The following is a 14,311-nucleotide window of genomic DNA, read 5'->3' as shown; positions in this document are numbered from 1 at the left end:
GGAGACCAAAACCGACCCAAGGCACTACACTTATCCACAGCCGACCTTCACAGGTTGGCCATTAGCCCTGGCTCAAAATTCAATCGGCACGGTGGCTCAATTTTGAATCGGCGCCAACATTCAAGAGGCCTTCGACCAGTTTGAAGTAGAGCTGGGCCATGGCGTGCGGAGGCCCACTTTCCTCCCACACAGACACTGGCAGGTAGACACCGAAGTCCCAGTCCATTTCCTGGGGCGGATGCCAGGCTGGCTGCACGCAGGTTTGGTACGACCACGAGCCTTGTGTCCGGAAACGCGGGGTGACGGCCTTGTCCATGCCCAGCGCCTTGATCGTCGCTTCTCGGATTCGTGGCCTCAAGTGATCGCGGATCTCGTTCTTGGCTTCAACCAGCACCCGGCGCTGGTCCTTGGTAGGTTCGATACTGTTGATGAACACTTCTTCGGCAGTAGCGAAGAGCAGGCGGTTGAGTTTGAGCATGTTTCTTGGGCCTCAGGTGCGTGCGTTCTCGCCGTGGAAGAAGATCGGTTTGGAGGGCGAATGCTCCAAAAAGGTTTGGAATTCCGGCTTGCTGATGCAAACTTTGGAGCGTTGGGTAGCTGCGCTCAGCAGAACTTCGCGGGCGTTTTTGTCTGCAATGTCCAATGCAACAGCACGGGCACGTTCGTCGTGAAGTTCGTCGTCTACATGGCAGTAGTGTTTTCCCAGGCGGTGCGTCAGCATGAAATCGCTCAAGACCTCCTGCGCCGAAATGGAGAGGCCGAAGAGACGCCGGGACATCTTGATCGGCCACCCGCCGCCCCAGTCTCGGACCCCACCTTGCCGGTCTTGTCTGGGGTCCACAGTGAAGCGCGACGACATCGTGCCGACCGCCATCAGGCGGACGTTGTCGATGTCCTGGCCGAAGAACTTGTGGGCCTCATGCAAACCAAGGAGCCCGGGGGCATTGGCGTATAAGCCGCCATCGACATACTGGCTGTTGTTGAAGCAGTGTCTTGGGAAGTACGCCGGGGCTGCGCTGGTGGCCATCGCGACGTCTACGATGGTGAAATGGCGATCCCGCTTGAAATCGACATGATGCGGCGTCTTGAAAACTACCGGTTCACCGGTAGAGTAATTCAGACTCGGGATGATGACAGGGTGTTTGCATGCACCCAAGAGCCGGTCGCCAAATAGCTTGGAGTCAGACAGTAGCTTCTTCAGCGGCTCCGGTGAATAAGGCGACCGCCAGAATCCGAAGAGTGACCAGCGCTTGTCGAAAATCTCCTCCCCGTGGTCGACAAACAGGTCTACGATATCTTGCGCCGGAATCTCAAGGGCAAGTGCCAACGCCAGGATCCCACCGATTGAAGTACCTGTGATCAGATCGAAACGCGATGCAAGCGGCGCTTCGATCTCTTTCTCGACATCCGCTATGACTTTTGCGGTGTACAGCCCTCGGAAGCCTCCACCAGAGAGGGCGAGAATCTGAAAGGGCTTGCGCACATTGTGGGGCATTGGGGATAACTGGTTGTTTCTAGCACTCCGCGATGGCGAGTGCTATGAAACACTATATATGGGTATCAACCAGTGTCAATACACTACCAGTAGCGCAGTATAAACATACAGCCTGCTTTTAAATACAGCTTAATTGCGCCTTGGCTGATCGCTTTCTGCCGCGCTGCGCCACTGGCGTCTACCCTCCCCAAGGTACACATCCAGCGCGCGGTATTTCATCGGCCCTCCTTCACTTCCGAATTCTGGTCACCCACGATTCCAATGGATGGCGCTCCCAGCTGCCGTTCCAGCGGACTCAGCAAGGTGCGCTCCCCCCCTTTGGATTCGAACGATGCAGCAGCCGTCTTGGGCATCAGAACCAGCTCAAGGCCCAGCTCGGACGCCAGCGCCATGGCATTGCTGATGCGCGGGGAGACTTTGCCATCGAGGATCTGCCGCACGGCCAGTGGCGTGAGCCCCGTGTTGGTTGCCAGCGCCGCCAGGGTCACCCCCTGCTCTTGCTTGGCGGCTGACAGTGCAGCAGCGAACTGACCAACGGTTTTCATAAGTAAACTAAAGAAAAAACAACGAATCTTTAGATAAGTATAGCCATCTATCGCTCGCGATGAATACTAGACTATAGAATGAGCCCTAAAAATTCAGTTAACTATAGATTCTGTAAAGCGATGCATTACGACGCCGTCCTCATCCCCATGGACAAGCCCCGTATCCAGCTCCTGGAGCCTTGTATTGCAACGCCCGAGCCTTGAATGGAATCCAGCCCAGGCTGTACTTGCTGGACTGAGGTTGCCCCTGAAAACTGGAGTTTTTACCTCAGCCCGATGCAGTACGAGCAGCGCTGGTACGAGGCACAGCGTAAAAAGGCCGCGTGAACCGTGGGTTATTGACCAGGCCTTTGTGCATTTGAAATTATCTGTACCGCCCTCAACTCAGATTCATGCAAGCAACCGACATGAGATCGCTGAGCCGCGAAGCGCGGCACGAGCGCCGCGTGCAGGTCATCCGACTGCGTAAAGCCGGTAATACCTACGACGAGATTGCAGCGCTCACGGGTCTGAGCCGCACGGGCGTCTTCAACATCTGCAGGCGCCATGCGGCACACGGCGCCAAGGCTCTGCACGACACCATTGGCGGACGCAAGTTCGGAGAAAACCGCTTGCTCGATGCCGACCAGGAGGCCCTGGTGCGAAAGCTCATTGCCGACAAGACGCCAGATCAGCTCAAGATGCCCTATGCGCTGTGGACCCGCGCGGCAGTGGCCCAACTCATTGAGCAGCGCTTTGGCATCCGGCTGCAAGTGCGCACCATGGGCAAGTACCTGGCCCGCTGGGGCTTCACACCACAAAAGCCTATGAAGAAGGCTTACGAGCAGTCGCCAGCGGCGGTCAAGAAATGGCTCGATGAGGACTACCCGGTCATCGCCGCACGCGCCAAGGCTGAAGGAGCCGAGATTCACTGGGGCGACGAGAGCGGGCTGCGCAGCGACGACGTGCGCGGCAGGAGCTTCGCGCCCAAGGGCCAGACACCGGTGGTGCGGGTCAACAACAAGCGCCATGGCCTGTCGGTGATCTCCACCGTGACCAACAAGGGCCAGATGCGCTGGAGCAGCTTTGACGGGGCGCTCAACACCACGATTCTGATCGACTTCCTGCGCCGACTGATCAAGGGCCAGAGCAGGAAGCTGTTCCTGATCCTGGACAACCTGCGGGTGCACCACGCCAAGCCGGTCAAGGCCAGGCTGGCAGAGCACGCTGACGCCATCGAGGTGTTCTACCTACCGAGCTACAGCCCGGAGTTGAACCCCGATGAGATGGCCAATGCAGACATCAAACAGGCGGTGACCAAGCTGGCCCCGGCGCGCACGAAGATGCAGTTGGTGAAGGCCACGGCCAAACACTTGCGCAGCGTGCAACGTCAGCCCGAGCGCATTCGAAAGTACTTCGACCACGCCCCGGTTCGCTACGCTGCTTGAGTCAAGTTCACAGGGGGCGGATCAATAAGAGCTACACGAAACAGGGGCAAGGTCAGTTCTGTCATGTGCGCCAGCCAGATCTCGCGAACAAGCGTCCAGGGAAGTAGTTGGATTCACCTGGTGACTGGTGCAGCCAGCTAGCAGTTGCTGATGGCCTTGATTTGGATCGCCGCAATCAGCCTGAAACTGAATAAGCAATTCTGGGTTAATTTTCACCGGCTATGGTTTGCGTGTAAATCAACAACTAGCCTGCCTGCTGGGTGCCAGCACCCCTTTTTCATCAAGCTTTGCACGCGCTGCCGATATCTCAATGAATCTGGCGCTTTCTCCTCACGTCCCCTGTGCCGACGGGAATTGCACCACCAGCAGGCGGCGACGATGTTGGGCGCTACATCGCGGCCTTGCTGTTGGCGCGCAGTGAGATGCTCTGCAGTGCACCGAAGGAACTTACGCCACCGTGTGGGCGCGCTTGATTGCGAAAGTTCAGGAAGCGTGGGCTCAATCATTTTTAGCCCGCAGTAAAAGCAGCAGCCCTGTTGGGCGATCGCGGACTGGATACGGAGTTTGGCCAGCTTGTTCATTTGGCAGCAGGGGTAGTGTTGAAGCTACTCCCGTTGCCGATATCCGGACAGGTCGGGCGCCGGGGCATCGCACCACTCGGCTATGCGCCAGGTAACCCGGACGCGGCCGGGTTCGCGTTAGCCCGGACAACCAATAATTTATATCGCTGCGTCCAGTCGGCGCAAGTACCGGCTGTTGCACGCATGCGTCATGCTGACTCAACAGGTAACTCGACTTGCTGCGCCGGATCCTTCGCCCTGTGCACAAACAGCTCCACCGGTGGCACCTTGATCAGCGACTCTGCCCGTTCGATGGTGCCGTGCAGCCAAGTGTCCCAGTCCCCCTTTTCCAGCGGAACCACCGTACGTTTGTCCTGCATGTCCGGCGCGCGCTTGGGGTCAGGCCTGTGCATCAGGTTGAGCACCGGCACTTCATCGCAGTTCTGCGAGATCATGGTTTCTCAACAGCAGTAACTGTTACCGGCACTTATCACCAGCGCGCTGCGACCACCAATTCGCAAACGCAAGAAGGTCGGCGTGATGCGAATCCGTGTGTACCAACAGGTCGCCCGCGTTGGGCGACCCGGTAATCCCACGCAAAATCAATGCGCGATGGATCGCGGCATCGACGCCCACGAAGTACGGCAAGTAGTCGTCGACGAAGGCGATCGGCTTTAGGGAGTTGAGCGTGTCGGCCTTAGGGCTCGCGGCCGTTGCCACGTTGTCGGTGGCGTGGACCAGGTGAATCGGGAATCCGTGCAGTCTCAGGTTGTGCTCGCGAGCTGCCCTGAATTCCGCAGGCAAGGCCGTGACGCATACCAGTTCGTAGCCCGCCGCGGCGAGCTTGTGGCACGCCTCAATCGCTCCTGGAACCGGCGGGATCGATGACCAGAACTCGTTGTCGAAGGCCCGCCGAAGCAGATCAAGCCTATCCCCTTCAACTCGCTCCACTTCCCATCTGTCGATGGGCCAGTAGGCGAGCGGATCGCGCTCGCCAGGGTACGTGCCGAACGCCTTCTGCCAAGCGCTGGCATAGGCCAAGCCGTAGTCCAGGAGGACTCCGTCAGCGTCAAGCGCGATGATTCCTTTGGTCATCAGGAAGTTTCGCACAGCAGAGCACGCCTGCACGCGCGGGTTGGGGGGCTCCCTTGTTGTCGGGACTGCTAAGCGGCAACAGTTACGTGTGCCTTCGAGAGGATGTGTTTGCCTCGCGGTGCCCCAGAACTGACGATGCAATGAGACCAACGGCGCCACCAACGATGGCCATGTTGGCGATGTTGAATGCCGGCCAGTGCCAGCCGTGCAGGTGGAAGTCCAGATAGTCAATCACGGACCCGCGCACAGCCCGGTCGAAGGCATTGCCCAGGGCGCCGCCCAGGATGAGGCTATAAGCCAAGCCCTCGAGGCTGCGCACCGGCTTGGCGAGCAGCCAAGCGAGCCAGGCCGACGCGCCCAGGGCGATGGCCAGGAAGAACCAGCGTTGCCATCCGCCGGTGCCGGCCAGGAAGCTGAAGGCCGCGCCGGGGTTCAGTACGTGGACCAGGCTGAAGAACGGTGCGACCTCGCGCGACCAGCCGAGCAGGGTGGTCAGATGAATCCAGGTCTTGGCAGTCTGGTCTGCGGCAAAGACTACAAGCGCAAGGCAATACCAGCGAGCTGGTCGGTTGACATACTTCATCGTTCTTGTTGGTTAGACCAGATCGCAGGGCCGTGGTTGGATTCAGCGCGTTGCCGCACCGTGCTCGGCCGTGAGTGCTATTGACGCGGACAGAATTTCAGCGAGTTCCGGTCTCACAGCATTGGCGCGAAGGCACTGACCGTGGCCCGGCCAGGGTTGCCAAGCGGCAGCCTGCCCGAGAGGTGGCCAAGCGGCACCAGCAGGATCCTAAACAGCTGGCCCGCGGCTTCCCGCACGTCACGCTCACGCGCGGCCAGGGCCAGCATGTACCAATGACTCCGCAGATGAAGCCAGAAGCGCTCTTGGCCAAGCACGTGCGCGGCCTCCAGGACCTTCCACCGGTCAGGTCCTCGGGATCTCGCCCGCTCCACGAGGTGAGCAAATGCTGCCCCGCGCTGCCGATCGTCTATGGCTGTCAGGTTCGTCATTTGAGACTCAGGATGCGCCGGGCACCGTTCAAGACGATCAGACCCACCACGGTGCCGATGACCAGATCAGGGTAGTTGGATCCGGTCATGGCCACCAGGAAGCCAGCCAGGATCACGCCCGCATTGGCGATCACGTCGTTGGCCGAGAAGATGTAGCTTGCCTTCATGTGCGCACCGGCATCCCGCTTCTTGGATATCAAGACCAGGCAGATGACGTTGGCGATCAGGGCCACCAGGCCCATCCCCATCATCAGGCCCGAGACAGGTTCGCTCCCGGCGATGAAGCGTCGAACGACCTCGCTGAGTGCCATGAGCGCAAGCGCCAGTTGCAACCAGCCCGCCGTGTGAGCCGCACGCGTCTTAAGGGCAGCTGCTCGGCCGACGGCAAACAGGGACAGCCCATACACCGCAGCGTCGGCGAACATGTCGAGCGAGTCGGCGATGAGCCCGGTCGATTGAGCGATGAAGCCCATCACGATCTCGATCACGAACATGGCCGCATTGATCGAGAGCAGTATCCATAGCAGCCTGGCCTCGGCCGCATTGTCAGGCGGGTCGATTTCATCGTCGTCACCCATGACCGCGTCCGATTCCAGCAGCTTGGCGCCCAGACCCAACGGCTCCAGGCGTTGCAGGACCTGCGCCACCGGAGCGCCATGCACTGCGGTCAGCTTGCGGTTGGCCAAGTCGAAGGACAGGGATTTCACCCCGGGAACGTCTTGCAGGGCCAACTTGATCATGTTCTCTTCCGATGGGCAATCCATCTTCGGGACATGGAAGGTGCTCTTGAAGCTGCCGGCGGCGCTATCGTCTACCGCGGCCGAATGCACCAGCTTCGCGCCCAAGCCCAGCGGTTCGAGACGCTGCAACACCTCGGCGACCGGCGCGCGATGCACGGCCACCAGCTTTCGGCCCGGCAGGTCGAAGGTGAGCGACTGCACGCCTTCGACGCTTTGCAAGGCCATCTTGATCATGTTCTCCTCGGACGGGCAATCCATCTTCGGAACGGCAAAGGTACTTTCGAATTTTGTGGTGGCGCTCATGGGTATTCCTCGGACTGCATAATTGGAAACCCTCTAGCAACTACAAAGTCAAGCCCGCTGCAAGGGCGGCTCATCCATGAAGATCGGCGACCTGGCCAAGGCCACCAATACGCTTCCCGAAACGGTCCGCTTCTACGAGCGCGAGGGACTGCTGCCGTCCCCCGCCCGGACCGAGGGGAACTACCGCAGCTACACGGCTGAGCACGCCCAGCGGCTCGCCTTCATTCGGCACTGCCGCAGCCTGGACATGACGCTGGCTGAGATCCGCACGCTGCTGCACTTCAAAGACGCTCCTTCCGAGAATTGCGGCGTCGTGGATGAGCTGATTGCAAGTCACATCGAGCAGGTCGTGGTCCGCATCCGGGAGCTGAAGGCGTTGGAAGCCGAATTGCGCTCACTGCACCGCAGCTGCTCGGTTGGCCGTGCCGCGGTCAACTGCGGCATCCTGGGTGGACTTGAGCGCGCGGCCAAGCAGAATTCAAAGAATGTGCGCTCGTTACCACTCGGTTCTTGACGCAGCGCGGCTGCGCGAATTCTTTCGAGCCATCCGCGACAGCGGCTTGGATGTTCTCGATCGAGATGTCTTTCCAGGACGCTTTGCGCCCATCGTGAGGCGCCCGCCCGAGCTCGAATCGGGCGACGAGGCGGTTCCTGAGCGCGAGGCCGTTGTCGCGCGGTTCGGCCTGATCCCTTTCTGGGCCACCGATATGCGCAAGGTGAAGCTGACGTACAACGCCCGCTCCGAAACAGTTGCCACCGCGAGGCCGTTCCAGGCCGCTTGGAAGAAGGCCCAGCACTGCATTGTCCCGGCTGAGGCCATCTACGAGCCAGACTGGCGCTCGAACGTGCACGTGCCCACACGTATCAGCGCGGCCGACGGCAGCCCCTTGGCGATCGCCGGGCTATGGAACACTTGGCATTCGCCTGCAGGAGAGCGCGTTCATACCTTCACGCTCATGACGGTCAACGCCGACTCCCATCCCGTCATGTGCAACTATCACCGCCCAGGCGAAGAGAAGCGTATGGTCGTCCTGCTGGACGAATCCCAGTACGACGCCTGGCTGGACGCGCCCGCCGAAGGCTCGATGGACTTCATGCAGGCTTGTCCGCCTGAGCGCCTGGCAGCCACCGGCGAGCCGGTCGAGCGAGCGCCGGCTAAGGCCGTTCCTCAAACAGCTTCCCTATTCGACTAGCGTGTCGGTGCCCCGGGCACGAAGCTCACGACCTTCGCGTGGCCGGTCGCATGCAGAATCCTGACCTCCTGCCGCAGCGCTTCGTTCACCGAGGCCATGGCCTGAAGCTGCTTGCGCAGGTCCAAGTTCTCGGCGCGCAAATCACGGGCAGTCTCCTGTTCGCGTTTGAGCGCCGCCTTGAGGCTGTCCTCGCTTGCGCCGGGCTCTCGGCCGCTCAGGCGGCGAACCTCCTTCGCGACATCCGGGTAGCGGTTGTGAATCAACGCTGGAGTGACGCCGACCTCGACCGCTAGGGCTGTGATCGTCGGAACGGCCTCGGCACGCTGCAGGCGTGCCAGAGCCTCCCACAGATCGGCGGTCGTTGTGTCTCGATTGCGCCCGCGAACCTCTTCGGGCGCCTGGCGTCGGTCCCATCTGGCTTTCATAGCGGTTCGATCCCCGGCCCCAGCTGCTTCAAGACGTCTTCGACCCGGTGGAGGTCTCGTTGCACGCGCTGGACCGCTGCCGGTCCCAACTCGCGGGCCTCCACTTGGAGCTCCAGTTGGTGGGCGTGTATTGCCTGCCACGCGATCCGCTGGGAACTGTCGATCACAGAGTCATTGCAGGCGCCGCACCGCCACGGCTCATACAGACCGGCCCCGCCACAGCCATCATCCTGGGCCAAGCAGTACGAATGGCCGGTGCTGCGGATATTGATCCAATCGGCCGTCTCCTCGATGAGAGTTTCGCGGCTAGGGAAGTCGTGGGCCCGCATGCTCACGATTCGCTGGCCGGCGCGCCCCGCCAGGGGCGTATCCGCGTGGAGCCAGCCTTCGATCAGCTCGACTTTTCGGGCACTGATCTCCGTGAACAGGTCTTCAAACAGCGCGTCATCTTGCATAGGGTTCGCCGCATACAGCTGCGTCATCTCGATGCTCGAGTGTTTGAACTGCTCCTTGAGGAAGAGGACATTTCCCAGGCGATGCCGCACGAAGGTCCAGGCGTACGCCCGGCGCAGTTGGTGAGGCGAGAGGCGCCAATCAACGCCGGCGTAGGCGGCAAAGCCTTTCATCCGGCCGGCCCAATGCAGGCCGGACACGGTCCGGATCTGCGGTGTCGGGCCTGAATTGCTCAGGAACGTTTGCCCAGTCGATGCGCTTGCTGCTGGGGGTCAGGTTCGACTGCTCGAAGTAGGGCCACAGCTCCCACACGTCGTCGCGGTAACGGCTCAGGACTTGGGTGGCGCCGGCCGGGCCCGGCGCAGAGCTGACGACCAGGTCAGCTGGCGCGCCGTCAGGGGCGGTTGCCGGGGCCATCGATGGTTGTGCGTGGCTAGGCAAGTGCGCCTCCCGAGATGCGGTACCGACTCCAGAATTTCAGAGGCTTGCTGCGGGCGGCCTCTCTGGACTGGGTCACCAGTTCCTCATCGAATTTGTCCATGGTGAACAGGTCAATTTGAGTGCGTATGAGCGTGAAGTATTCAGCCCATTCGCGGGACCTCGTGTTCCTGCTCTCGGCTTCCAGGAACCAGTAGAAGCTGAAGAGGCGGTGCAGGTCTTCACTGGTGCCGACCACGGTGTAGCTGCGACAGCTGAAGCAGCTCAAGAAATACGAGCAGCGCAATACGAGCAGCGCTGGTACGAGGCACAGCGTAAAAAGGCCGCGTGAATCGTGGGTTAAGAACTACACGAAACAGGGGCAAGGTCACTCGGGCCTGGACCGGTGCCTGCGCCGCCATGGGGCGGGCAACCTCAACGCCCTCAAGCCCCAGGAGCCACAGCCTGTGCACAAGGCGTTCAAGAGCTACGAGCCTGGCTATGTGCACATGGACGTGAAGTACCTGCCCCAGATGCAGGACGAATCGCAACGGCGCTACCTGTTTGTGGCCATCGACCGGGCCACGCGATGGGTGTTCGTACAACTCAAGGCCAACAAGACAGCCGCCAGTGCACGGGCCTTTCTGAGGGCATTGCACAAGGCCTGTCCGATCAGGATCACCAAGCTGCTGACCGACAACGGCAAGGAGTTCACGGACCGCCTGTTTGCCAGCAGGGAGCGCGAGCCCAGCGGCAACCATGAGTTCGACCAGTTGTGCCAAGAACTGAGTATCGAACACCGGTTGACCAAGCCCAGAACACCGAGAACCAATGGCATGGTCGAACGATTCAATGGCCGCATTGCCGATGTGCTCAAGACCCACCGGTTCAACAGCCGCGAGGACATGGAGCAGACCTTGCTGCGCTATGTGGTTTTGTACAACCACCAGCTGCCGCAGTCAGCACTCAAGAGCAAGACGCCGATGCAAGCCATGAAGGATTGGTATCAGGAGCACCCGCACCTGTTCCACAAGCGACCCTATGATCGTCCGGGATGCGACACATAGCAGTTTATGTTGGTTGCATCACAGCCCATTCATCCGATTCAAGATGGGTTGGCCGGACGCATACAGTTGATGGAGATGCGGTCTCCGAACTGAATGGTAAATCGGGTCAGGGCAGCTTTCCAATCCCGGATGGGCATGGTGAACCGCCCCGGGGCGGTTCACACCCACCGGGCTACTCATAACGGCGCACTGTGCATAACGACTCAAAACGGTCGCTCAAACGAATAAAAATTCAGGGGACTTCTCGGTCAGATTTCCGCAGATTGCCGCCGAAACACCGTTGCACCTGCCAATGGGCTTCGGTTCGAGGCTCGACGGCGTCTAGATCAACCGGGTCGATTCACCATAGAGCGTAGGGCGGCACTTCAATGTCAATATCTTGTTGAGTGCCACGCGACCCCGTTTTCGTCCATCGTGACTTCTATGGTGGCCTGTGCGATGAGAAAGTTTATGCAAGCAACTGCCTCACCTGTTGCCAGGCTCAGTTGCTGCGCATCCTGTTCTCCGATGGAGCGATGAAAGAGTGCAGCGAACGTATCGATGATCCGTTGAGGCCCGGTAGTCAATGTCTGACGTAACCGATTCAGTGCACTATTTTGGCCTGACCTGAGCGAGTCAAGGCGTTCATGCAGTCCATAAAAGGGCTCGTTGTGAGAGGGGAGTACCAACACATCGTTGGGAACATCCCTCATTAGTTTGTCGAGCCCTTCGTACCACTCCTTCAGCGGATTGGCCTGTGGCTCGCTGGCGAACACCGAAACATTCGACGAAATCTTCGGTAGCACCTGGTCGCCGGAGATCAGCAGTTTCAAGTCGGGGCAGTACAGAGAGGCATGTTCTGGTGAGTGGCCGCCGGTGGTGATGATCCGCCAGCCATATTTACCCAACTGGACGTGGTCGCCGTCCTGCAACCGTCGGTAGCTGTCAGGCAGAGCGTGGATATGTTTACCAAAGCTGCCGAAGCGACTGCGGTAGCTTTCAATGGCTGCCTCCGACCAGCCGGCGCATCTATTGAAGAGCACGCCGTCGGGCGGGGCTTCGCGGTTCGTGTCGGCATGCATCACGCGGCAGGTCAGGTACTCCAGCCGGCTCATGTGCAGCGGCACACCAAAGCGACGCGTGAACCAACCAGCCAAGCCGATGTGGTCTGGGTGCATGTGTGTGGCGAAAACGCCTTGGAGTGGCCGTGCCAGCGGCCCGTGCGCCATGAGGGCCAGCCAGTCGGCCACGGTGTCGGGGTTATTCAGGCCGGTATCTACCAGCACCCAGCCATCATGGGTATCTATGGCCCATACATTGATGTGGTCGAGTCGGAATGGCATCGACAGTCGGATCCAGCGTACGCCCGGGGCGATCTCGACCCAGTGTCGTGACGATGGTGGCTTGAATGGATAAATAAGTGGATTGGCTGCGAGTTCAATCATTGCTATCGTTTCATGAGGTAAGCGACGGTATAGCCACTAGGTGCATCAGACCAATGGCTTTTTAGAATTTCACTGCTTGTTGTCAACCAGCAAGGGTGCGTCAATGGGCATATCTTCTTGGATTACCCACTCGACTGAGTCGAGCCTCAGGCGGGTCAATTGCCTGAACACTTCGATCAAATCGCTTTGCGTGGCGTAGTGAGAAGCCCCTGGCGTTAGCACCGCGCGCAAGGTTGCAGTTTCCCGATGCTGCTTTTTTTCAACGATGATCTGGGCACGTTCTATAGCCGGGATCCGGATGATCAGCTCTTCCACGTTGCGTGGATAGATGAAAATTTCGCGTACTTTGACACCTTGGCCCACTCGGCCTTGCAACAAACTGATTCGTTCGACGAGACCATCCGGGGAATGGGCCAGCGCTTGCGCCACATCGCCTGTGCCAAAGCGGACCAGAGGCCAACCGCTGTCCAGCGTGGTGACCACTATCTGGCCGGGTTCGCCCGGCGGAAGGGGTGCGCCGGTGTGCGGGTCGCAGATCTGGACGAGCCGGTCAGGCTGGACCGTGTAGCCCAGTTGTCCTAGTTCCTCGTAAGCAATCAGCCCGAAGTCGCCGGTGGCATAAGCCGAGAACGTGCGGATTGCGTATTTCTGCTCCAATGCGCGGCGCTTGCCCATCCAGTCACCCAGTTCGCCGCCCAGCATTGCGGAGCGGACCTTCCATTGAGAAGGCAGGTCGTAGCCCATGCGCTCAAGCGTTTCGACCAAGGTCACGAAGAAGGAGGTGGAGGAGCAAATGCAGGTGATGCCCAGTTCCATGATGAGCTGCGCTTGTTGCTCGGCGCCGCCGGGCCCGCAGGGAATGAGCGTCGCCCCGGTGGCAGCAATGCCCGCATCTAGCAATAGGCCGGCTGGAACAAGATGGTAGGACCAGGTGTTGAGTACACGGTCACCGGGGCCGATTCCCGCCTGCCTGAACACATGCGAGAAGCCCTTGCCAGTGTCTTCGTCGAAAGAATGGGGTTCATAGACGGGGCCTGGGGAGACATAAATGCGGCGGATAGATGTGTCGTCGGCAGCGAGAAACCCACCGAATGGCGGTGACTGGCGCTGCTTATCAAGCAGTGAATCCTTACTTGTGACGGCGAGCCGTGCAAGGTCGGCAGGGCCTTGGAGATCCTGCGGCGTCATCATTGCAAGCTGATAGACCGCGCGGATGGCCGGGGCGCGGTCGTAGGCGAATTGCTGCGAAGCACGCAGTAGTCTGAATCGATCGGTGGTGGGTAACGTATGCATGGCGTTGCCGTCCTAGTGGCCCGTGAAGCGCGGGGTGCGTTTTTCGTTGAATGCGGCCAGGCCTTCGTGGAGATCGGCGCTGTGGGAATGCACTTCAGAGGCCAGAAGCTCCAATCGCAGGGCGGTGTCTAGAGGCTGTTGCAAACCATCGTCGACCAGCGTTTTCATGCGGCGCAGGCCAAGGGGGCTCTTCGTGGCAATTTTGTCGGCCACGGCTTGTGCAACGCTTTCGAGCTGGTCGTCGTCCACCACTTGGTTGACGAGGCCCGCTTCCACAAGATCTGCCGCGTCCACGAAGTCACCCGTGAAGAGAAGGTACTTGGCGCGTGTGGGGCCAATGACCCGCGGCAGGCGCACCGACCCCCCCCCTCCGGGGATCAGGCCGTAGTTGGCATGTGCGTCGCCAATTTTGGCGCTCCTTGCCGCCAGCACTAGATCACAGCACAGCACCAGTTCGAGCCCGCCCGCCAGAGTTATGCCGTTCAGGGCGGCGATCACGGGTTTTGGAAAGCGGTCAATCCGGTTCATGGTGGACAGTACGCTGTCCAGAAAGCCACTGGTGCCACTTTCGCCCGCTTGCGTCTTGACGTACTTGAGGTCGGCGCCCGCGCAGAAGGCCCGTCCAGTGCCCGTCAATACGACGGATATCACGTCTCCGCGGCTCTGTGCTTCGTTGAGTGCGTGGTCTATTCCCCGAAGCACCGCCGGGGTCAGCGAGTTCATTGCATCAGGTCGGTTCAGGCGAATCCACATGGTGCCTTTTCGTACGTCTGTAATCACAACCGGTGTCGACATCAGGGGTTCCTTGCTGGCTTGCGTGTTCATGGATCGATTCTGCTTTTGCCTCTGTTTTGAGGGACATG

The 14,311-nt window shown here is 60.0% G+C and carries 19 protein-coding genes and 1 pseudogene; 4 read left to right on the top strand and 16 right to left on the bottom strand.

Annotated elements, in window-relative coordinates:
• Positions 1-79: 79 nt before the first annotated feature.
• The 3 genes from HYX42_RS05025 to HYX42_RS05015 all read right to left on the bottom strand — a co-directional run bounded on the left by HYX42_RS05025 (position 80) and on the right by HYX42_RS05015 (position 2,040).
• Positions 80-478: a cyclic GMP-AMP synthase DncV-like nucleotidyltransferase gene (locus HYX42_RS05025; protein ID WP_293400494.1), complete on the bottom strand. Its 399-nt coding sequence runs from the start codon at positions 476-478 to the stop codon at positions 80-82.
• Positions 479-490: 12 nt separating this feature from the next.
• Positions 491-1,495 carry a CBASS cGAMP-activated phospholipase gene (locus HYX42_RS05020; protein WP_056642845.1) on the bottom strand — a complete coding sequence of 335 codons (1,005 nt, stop codon included), beginning with the start codon at positions 1,493-1,495 and terminating at the stop codon, positions 491-493.
• A 215-nt stretch (positions 1,496-1,710) separates the two neighbouring features.
• Entirely contained in the window at positions 1,711-2,040 is a 330-nt protein-coding gene (locus HYX42_RS05015; protein ID WP_056642842.1) for a helix-turn-helix transcriptional regulator, read from the bottom strand.
• A 392-nt stretch (positions 2,041-2,432) separates the two neighbouring features.
• On the opposite strand from HYX42_RS05015, the gene HYX42_RS05010 reads away from it, so the two are divergent.
• Positions 2,433-3,467 (top strand): IS630 family transposase, encoded by a 1,035-nt coding sequence (locus HYX42_RS05010; protein ID WP_056642839.1) that lies wholly within the window; start codon positions 2,433-2,435, stop codon positions 3,465-3,467.
• Between the two features lie 212 nt (positions 3,468-3,679).
• Here HYX42_RS05010 and HYX42_RS23200 read toward each other — a convergent pair whose 3' ends face one another.
• From HYX42_RS23200 to HYX42_RS04985, 6 genes are all read right to left on the bottom strand, one after another.
• Positions 3,680-3,973 carry an HNH endonuclease gene (locus HYX42_RS23200; RefSeq protein WP_366931137.1) on the bottom strand — a complete coding sequence of 98 codons (294 nt, stop codon included), beginning with the start codon at positions 3,971-3,973 and terminating at the stop codon, positions 3,680-3,682.
• Between the two features lie 263 nt (positions 3,974-4,236).
• Positions 4,237-4,482 (bottom strand): hypothetical protein, encoded by a 246-nt coding sequence (locus HYX42_RS05005; RefSeq protein ID WP_199227788.1) that lies wholly within the window; start codon positions 4,480-4,482, stop codon positions 4,237-4,239.
• Positions 4,483-4,504: 22 nt separating this feature from the next.
• Positions 4,505-5,122 (bottom strand): hypothetical protein, encoded by a 618-nt coding sequence (locus tag HYX42_RS05000; protein WP_020228492.1) that lies wholly within the window; start codon positions 5,120-5,122, stop codon positions 4,505-4,507.
• A gap of 82 nt (positions 5,123-5,204) precedes the next feature.
• A complete protein-coding gene (gene lspA / locus HYX42_RS04995; RefSeq protein ID WP_137747719.1) occupies positions 5,205-5,705 on the bottom strand; it encodes a signal peptidase II in 501 nt (166 codons plus the stop codon).
• Between the two features lie 113 nt (positions 5,706-5,818).
• Entirely contained in the window at positions 5,819-6,133 is a 315-nt protein-coding gene (locus HYX42_RS04990; RefSeq protein WP_020228494.1) for a DUF3703 domain-containing protein, read from the bottom strand.
• A complete protein-coding gene (locus HYX42_RS04985; protein ID WP_056642836.1) occupies positions 6,130-7,176 on the bottom strand; it encodes a cation transporter in 1,047 nt (348 codons plus the stop codon). Before HYX42_RS04985 ends, HYX42_RS04990 begins: the two co-directional genes overlap by 4 nt.
• Before the next feature lie 76 nt (positions 7,177-7,252).
• Between HYX42_RS04985 and cadR the strand changes: the two genes are divergently transcribed.
• Complete coding sequence (cadR, locus tag HYX42_RS04980; RefSeq protein ID WP_020228496.1) at positions 7,253-7,690, top strand: Cd(II)/Pb(II)-responsive transcriptional regulator; 438 nt, start codon at positions 7,253-7,255, stop codon at positions 7,688-7,690.
• The gene (locus tag HYX42_RS04975; RefSeq protein ID WP_082564899.1) at positions 7,662-8,369 is read left to right on the top strand and encodes an SOS response-associated peptidase family protein; all 708 of its coding nucleotides are present in this window, start codon (positions 7,662-7,664) and stop codon (positions 8,367-8,369) included. The genes cadR and HYX42_RS04975 overlap by 29 nt, the downstream gene beginning before the upstream one ends.
• On the opposite strand, the gene HYX42_RS04970 is transcribed toward HYX42_RS04975, so the two are convergent.
• From HYX42_RS04970 to HYX42_RS04955, 4 genes are read right to left on the bottom strand one after another with little or no spacing between them, the layout of a single operon-like run.
• The gene (locus HYX42_RS04970) at positions 8,366-8,794 is read right to left on the bottom strand and encodes a hypothetical protein (RefSeq protein ID WP_020228498.1); all 429 of its coding nucleotides are present in this window, start codon (positions 8,792-8,794) and stop codon (positions 8,366-8,368) included. The genes HYX42_RS04975 and HYX42_RS04970 overlap by 4 nt on opposite strands.
• Positions 8,791-9,447 (bottom strand): tyrosine-type recombinase/integrase, encoded by a 657-nt coding sequence (locus tag HYX42_RS04965; RefSeq protein ID WP_108499779.1) that lies wholly within the window; start codon positions 9,445-9,447, stop codon positions 8,791-8,793. The genes HYX42_RS04970 and HYX42_RS04965 overlap by 4 nt, the downstream gene beginning before the upstream one ends.
• Positions 9,389-9,688, bottom strand: coding sequence for a hypothetical protein (locus HYX42_RS04960; RefSeq protein WP_293400478.1), 300 nt, complete (start codon positions 9,686-9,688; stop codon positions 9,389-9,391). Before HYX42_RS04960 ends, HYX42_RS04965 begins: the two co-directional genes overlap by 59 nt.
• Complete coding sequence (locus tag HYX42_RS04955; RefSeq protein ID WP_293400476.1) at positions 9,681-9,953, bottom strand: hypothetical protein; 273 nt, start codon at positions 9,951-9,953, stop codon at positions 9,681-9,683. The genes HYX42_RS04960 and HYX42_RS04955 overlap by 8 nt, the downstream gene beginning before the upstream one ends.
• 103 nt (positions 9,954-10,056) lie before the next feature.
• On the opposite strand from HYX42_RS04955, the pseudogene HYX42_RS04950 reads away from it, so the two are divergent.
• Positions 10,057-10,731: pseudogene (locus HYX42_RS04950) on the top strand (IS481 family transposase); the annotation flags it as partial.
• A 371-nt stretch (positions 10,732-11,102) separates the two neighbouring features.
• Here HYX42_RS04950 and HYX42_RS04945 read toward each other — a convergent pair.
• The 3 genes from HYX42_RS04945 to HYX42_RS04935 form a co-directional block, all read right to left on the bottom strand.
• The gene (locus HYX42_RS04945) at positions 11,103-12,155 is read right to left on the bottom strand and encodes an MBL fold metallo-hydrolase (RefSeq protein ID WP_056642830.1); all 1,053 of its coding nucleotides are present in this window, start codon (positions 12,153-12,155) and stop codon (positions 11,103-11,105) included.
• Between the two features lie 69 nt (positions 12,156-12,224).
• Entirely contained in the window at positions 12,225-13,448 is a 1,224-nt protein-coding gene (locus tag HYX42_RS04940; RefSeq protein WP_056642827.1) for a phenylacetate--CoA ligase family protein, read from the bottom strand.
• 12 nt (positions 13,449-13,460) lie between these two features.
• A complete protein-coding gene (locus HYX42_RS04935) occupies positions 13,461-14,273 on the bottom strand; it encodes an enoyl-CoA hydratase-related protein (RefSeq protein ID WP_231940633.1) in 813 nt (270 codons plus the stop codon).
• Positions 14,274-14,311 lie beyond the last annotated feature (38 nt).

Source organism: Polaromonas sp. (assembly GCF_016185115.1).
Taxonomy (GTDB): Bacteria; Pseudomonadota; Gammaproteobacteria; order Burkholderiales; family Burkholderiaceae_C; genus Polaromonas.
This window is presented reverse-complemented; position numbering and strand designations above follow the sequence as displayed.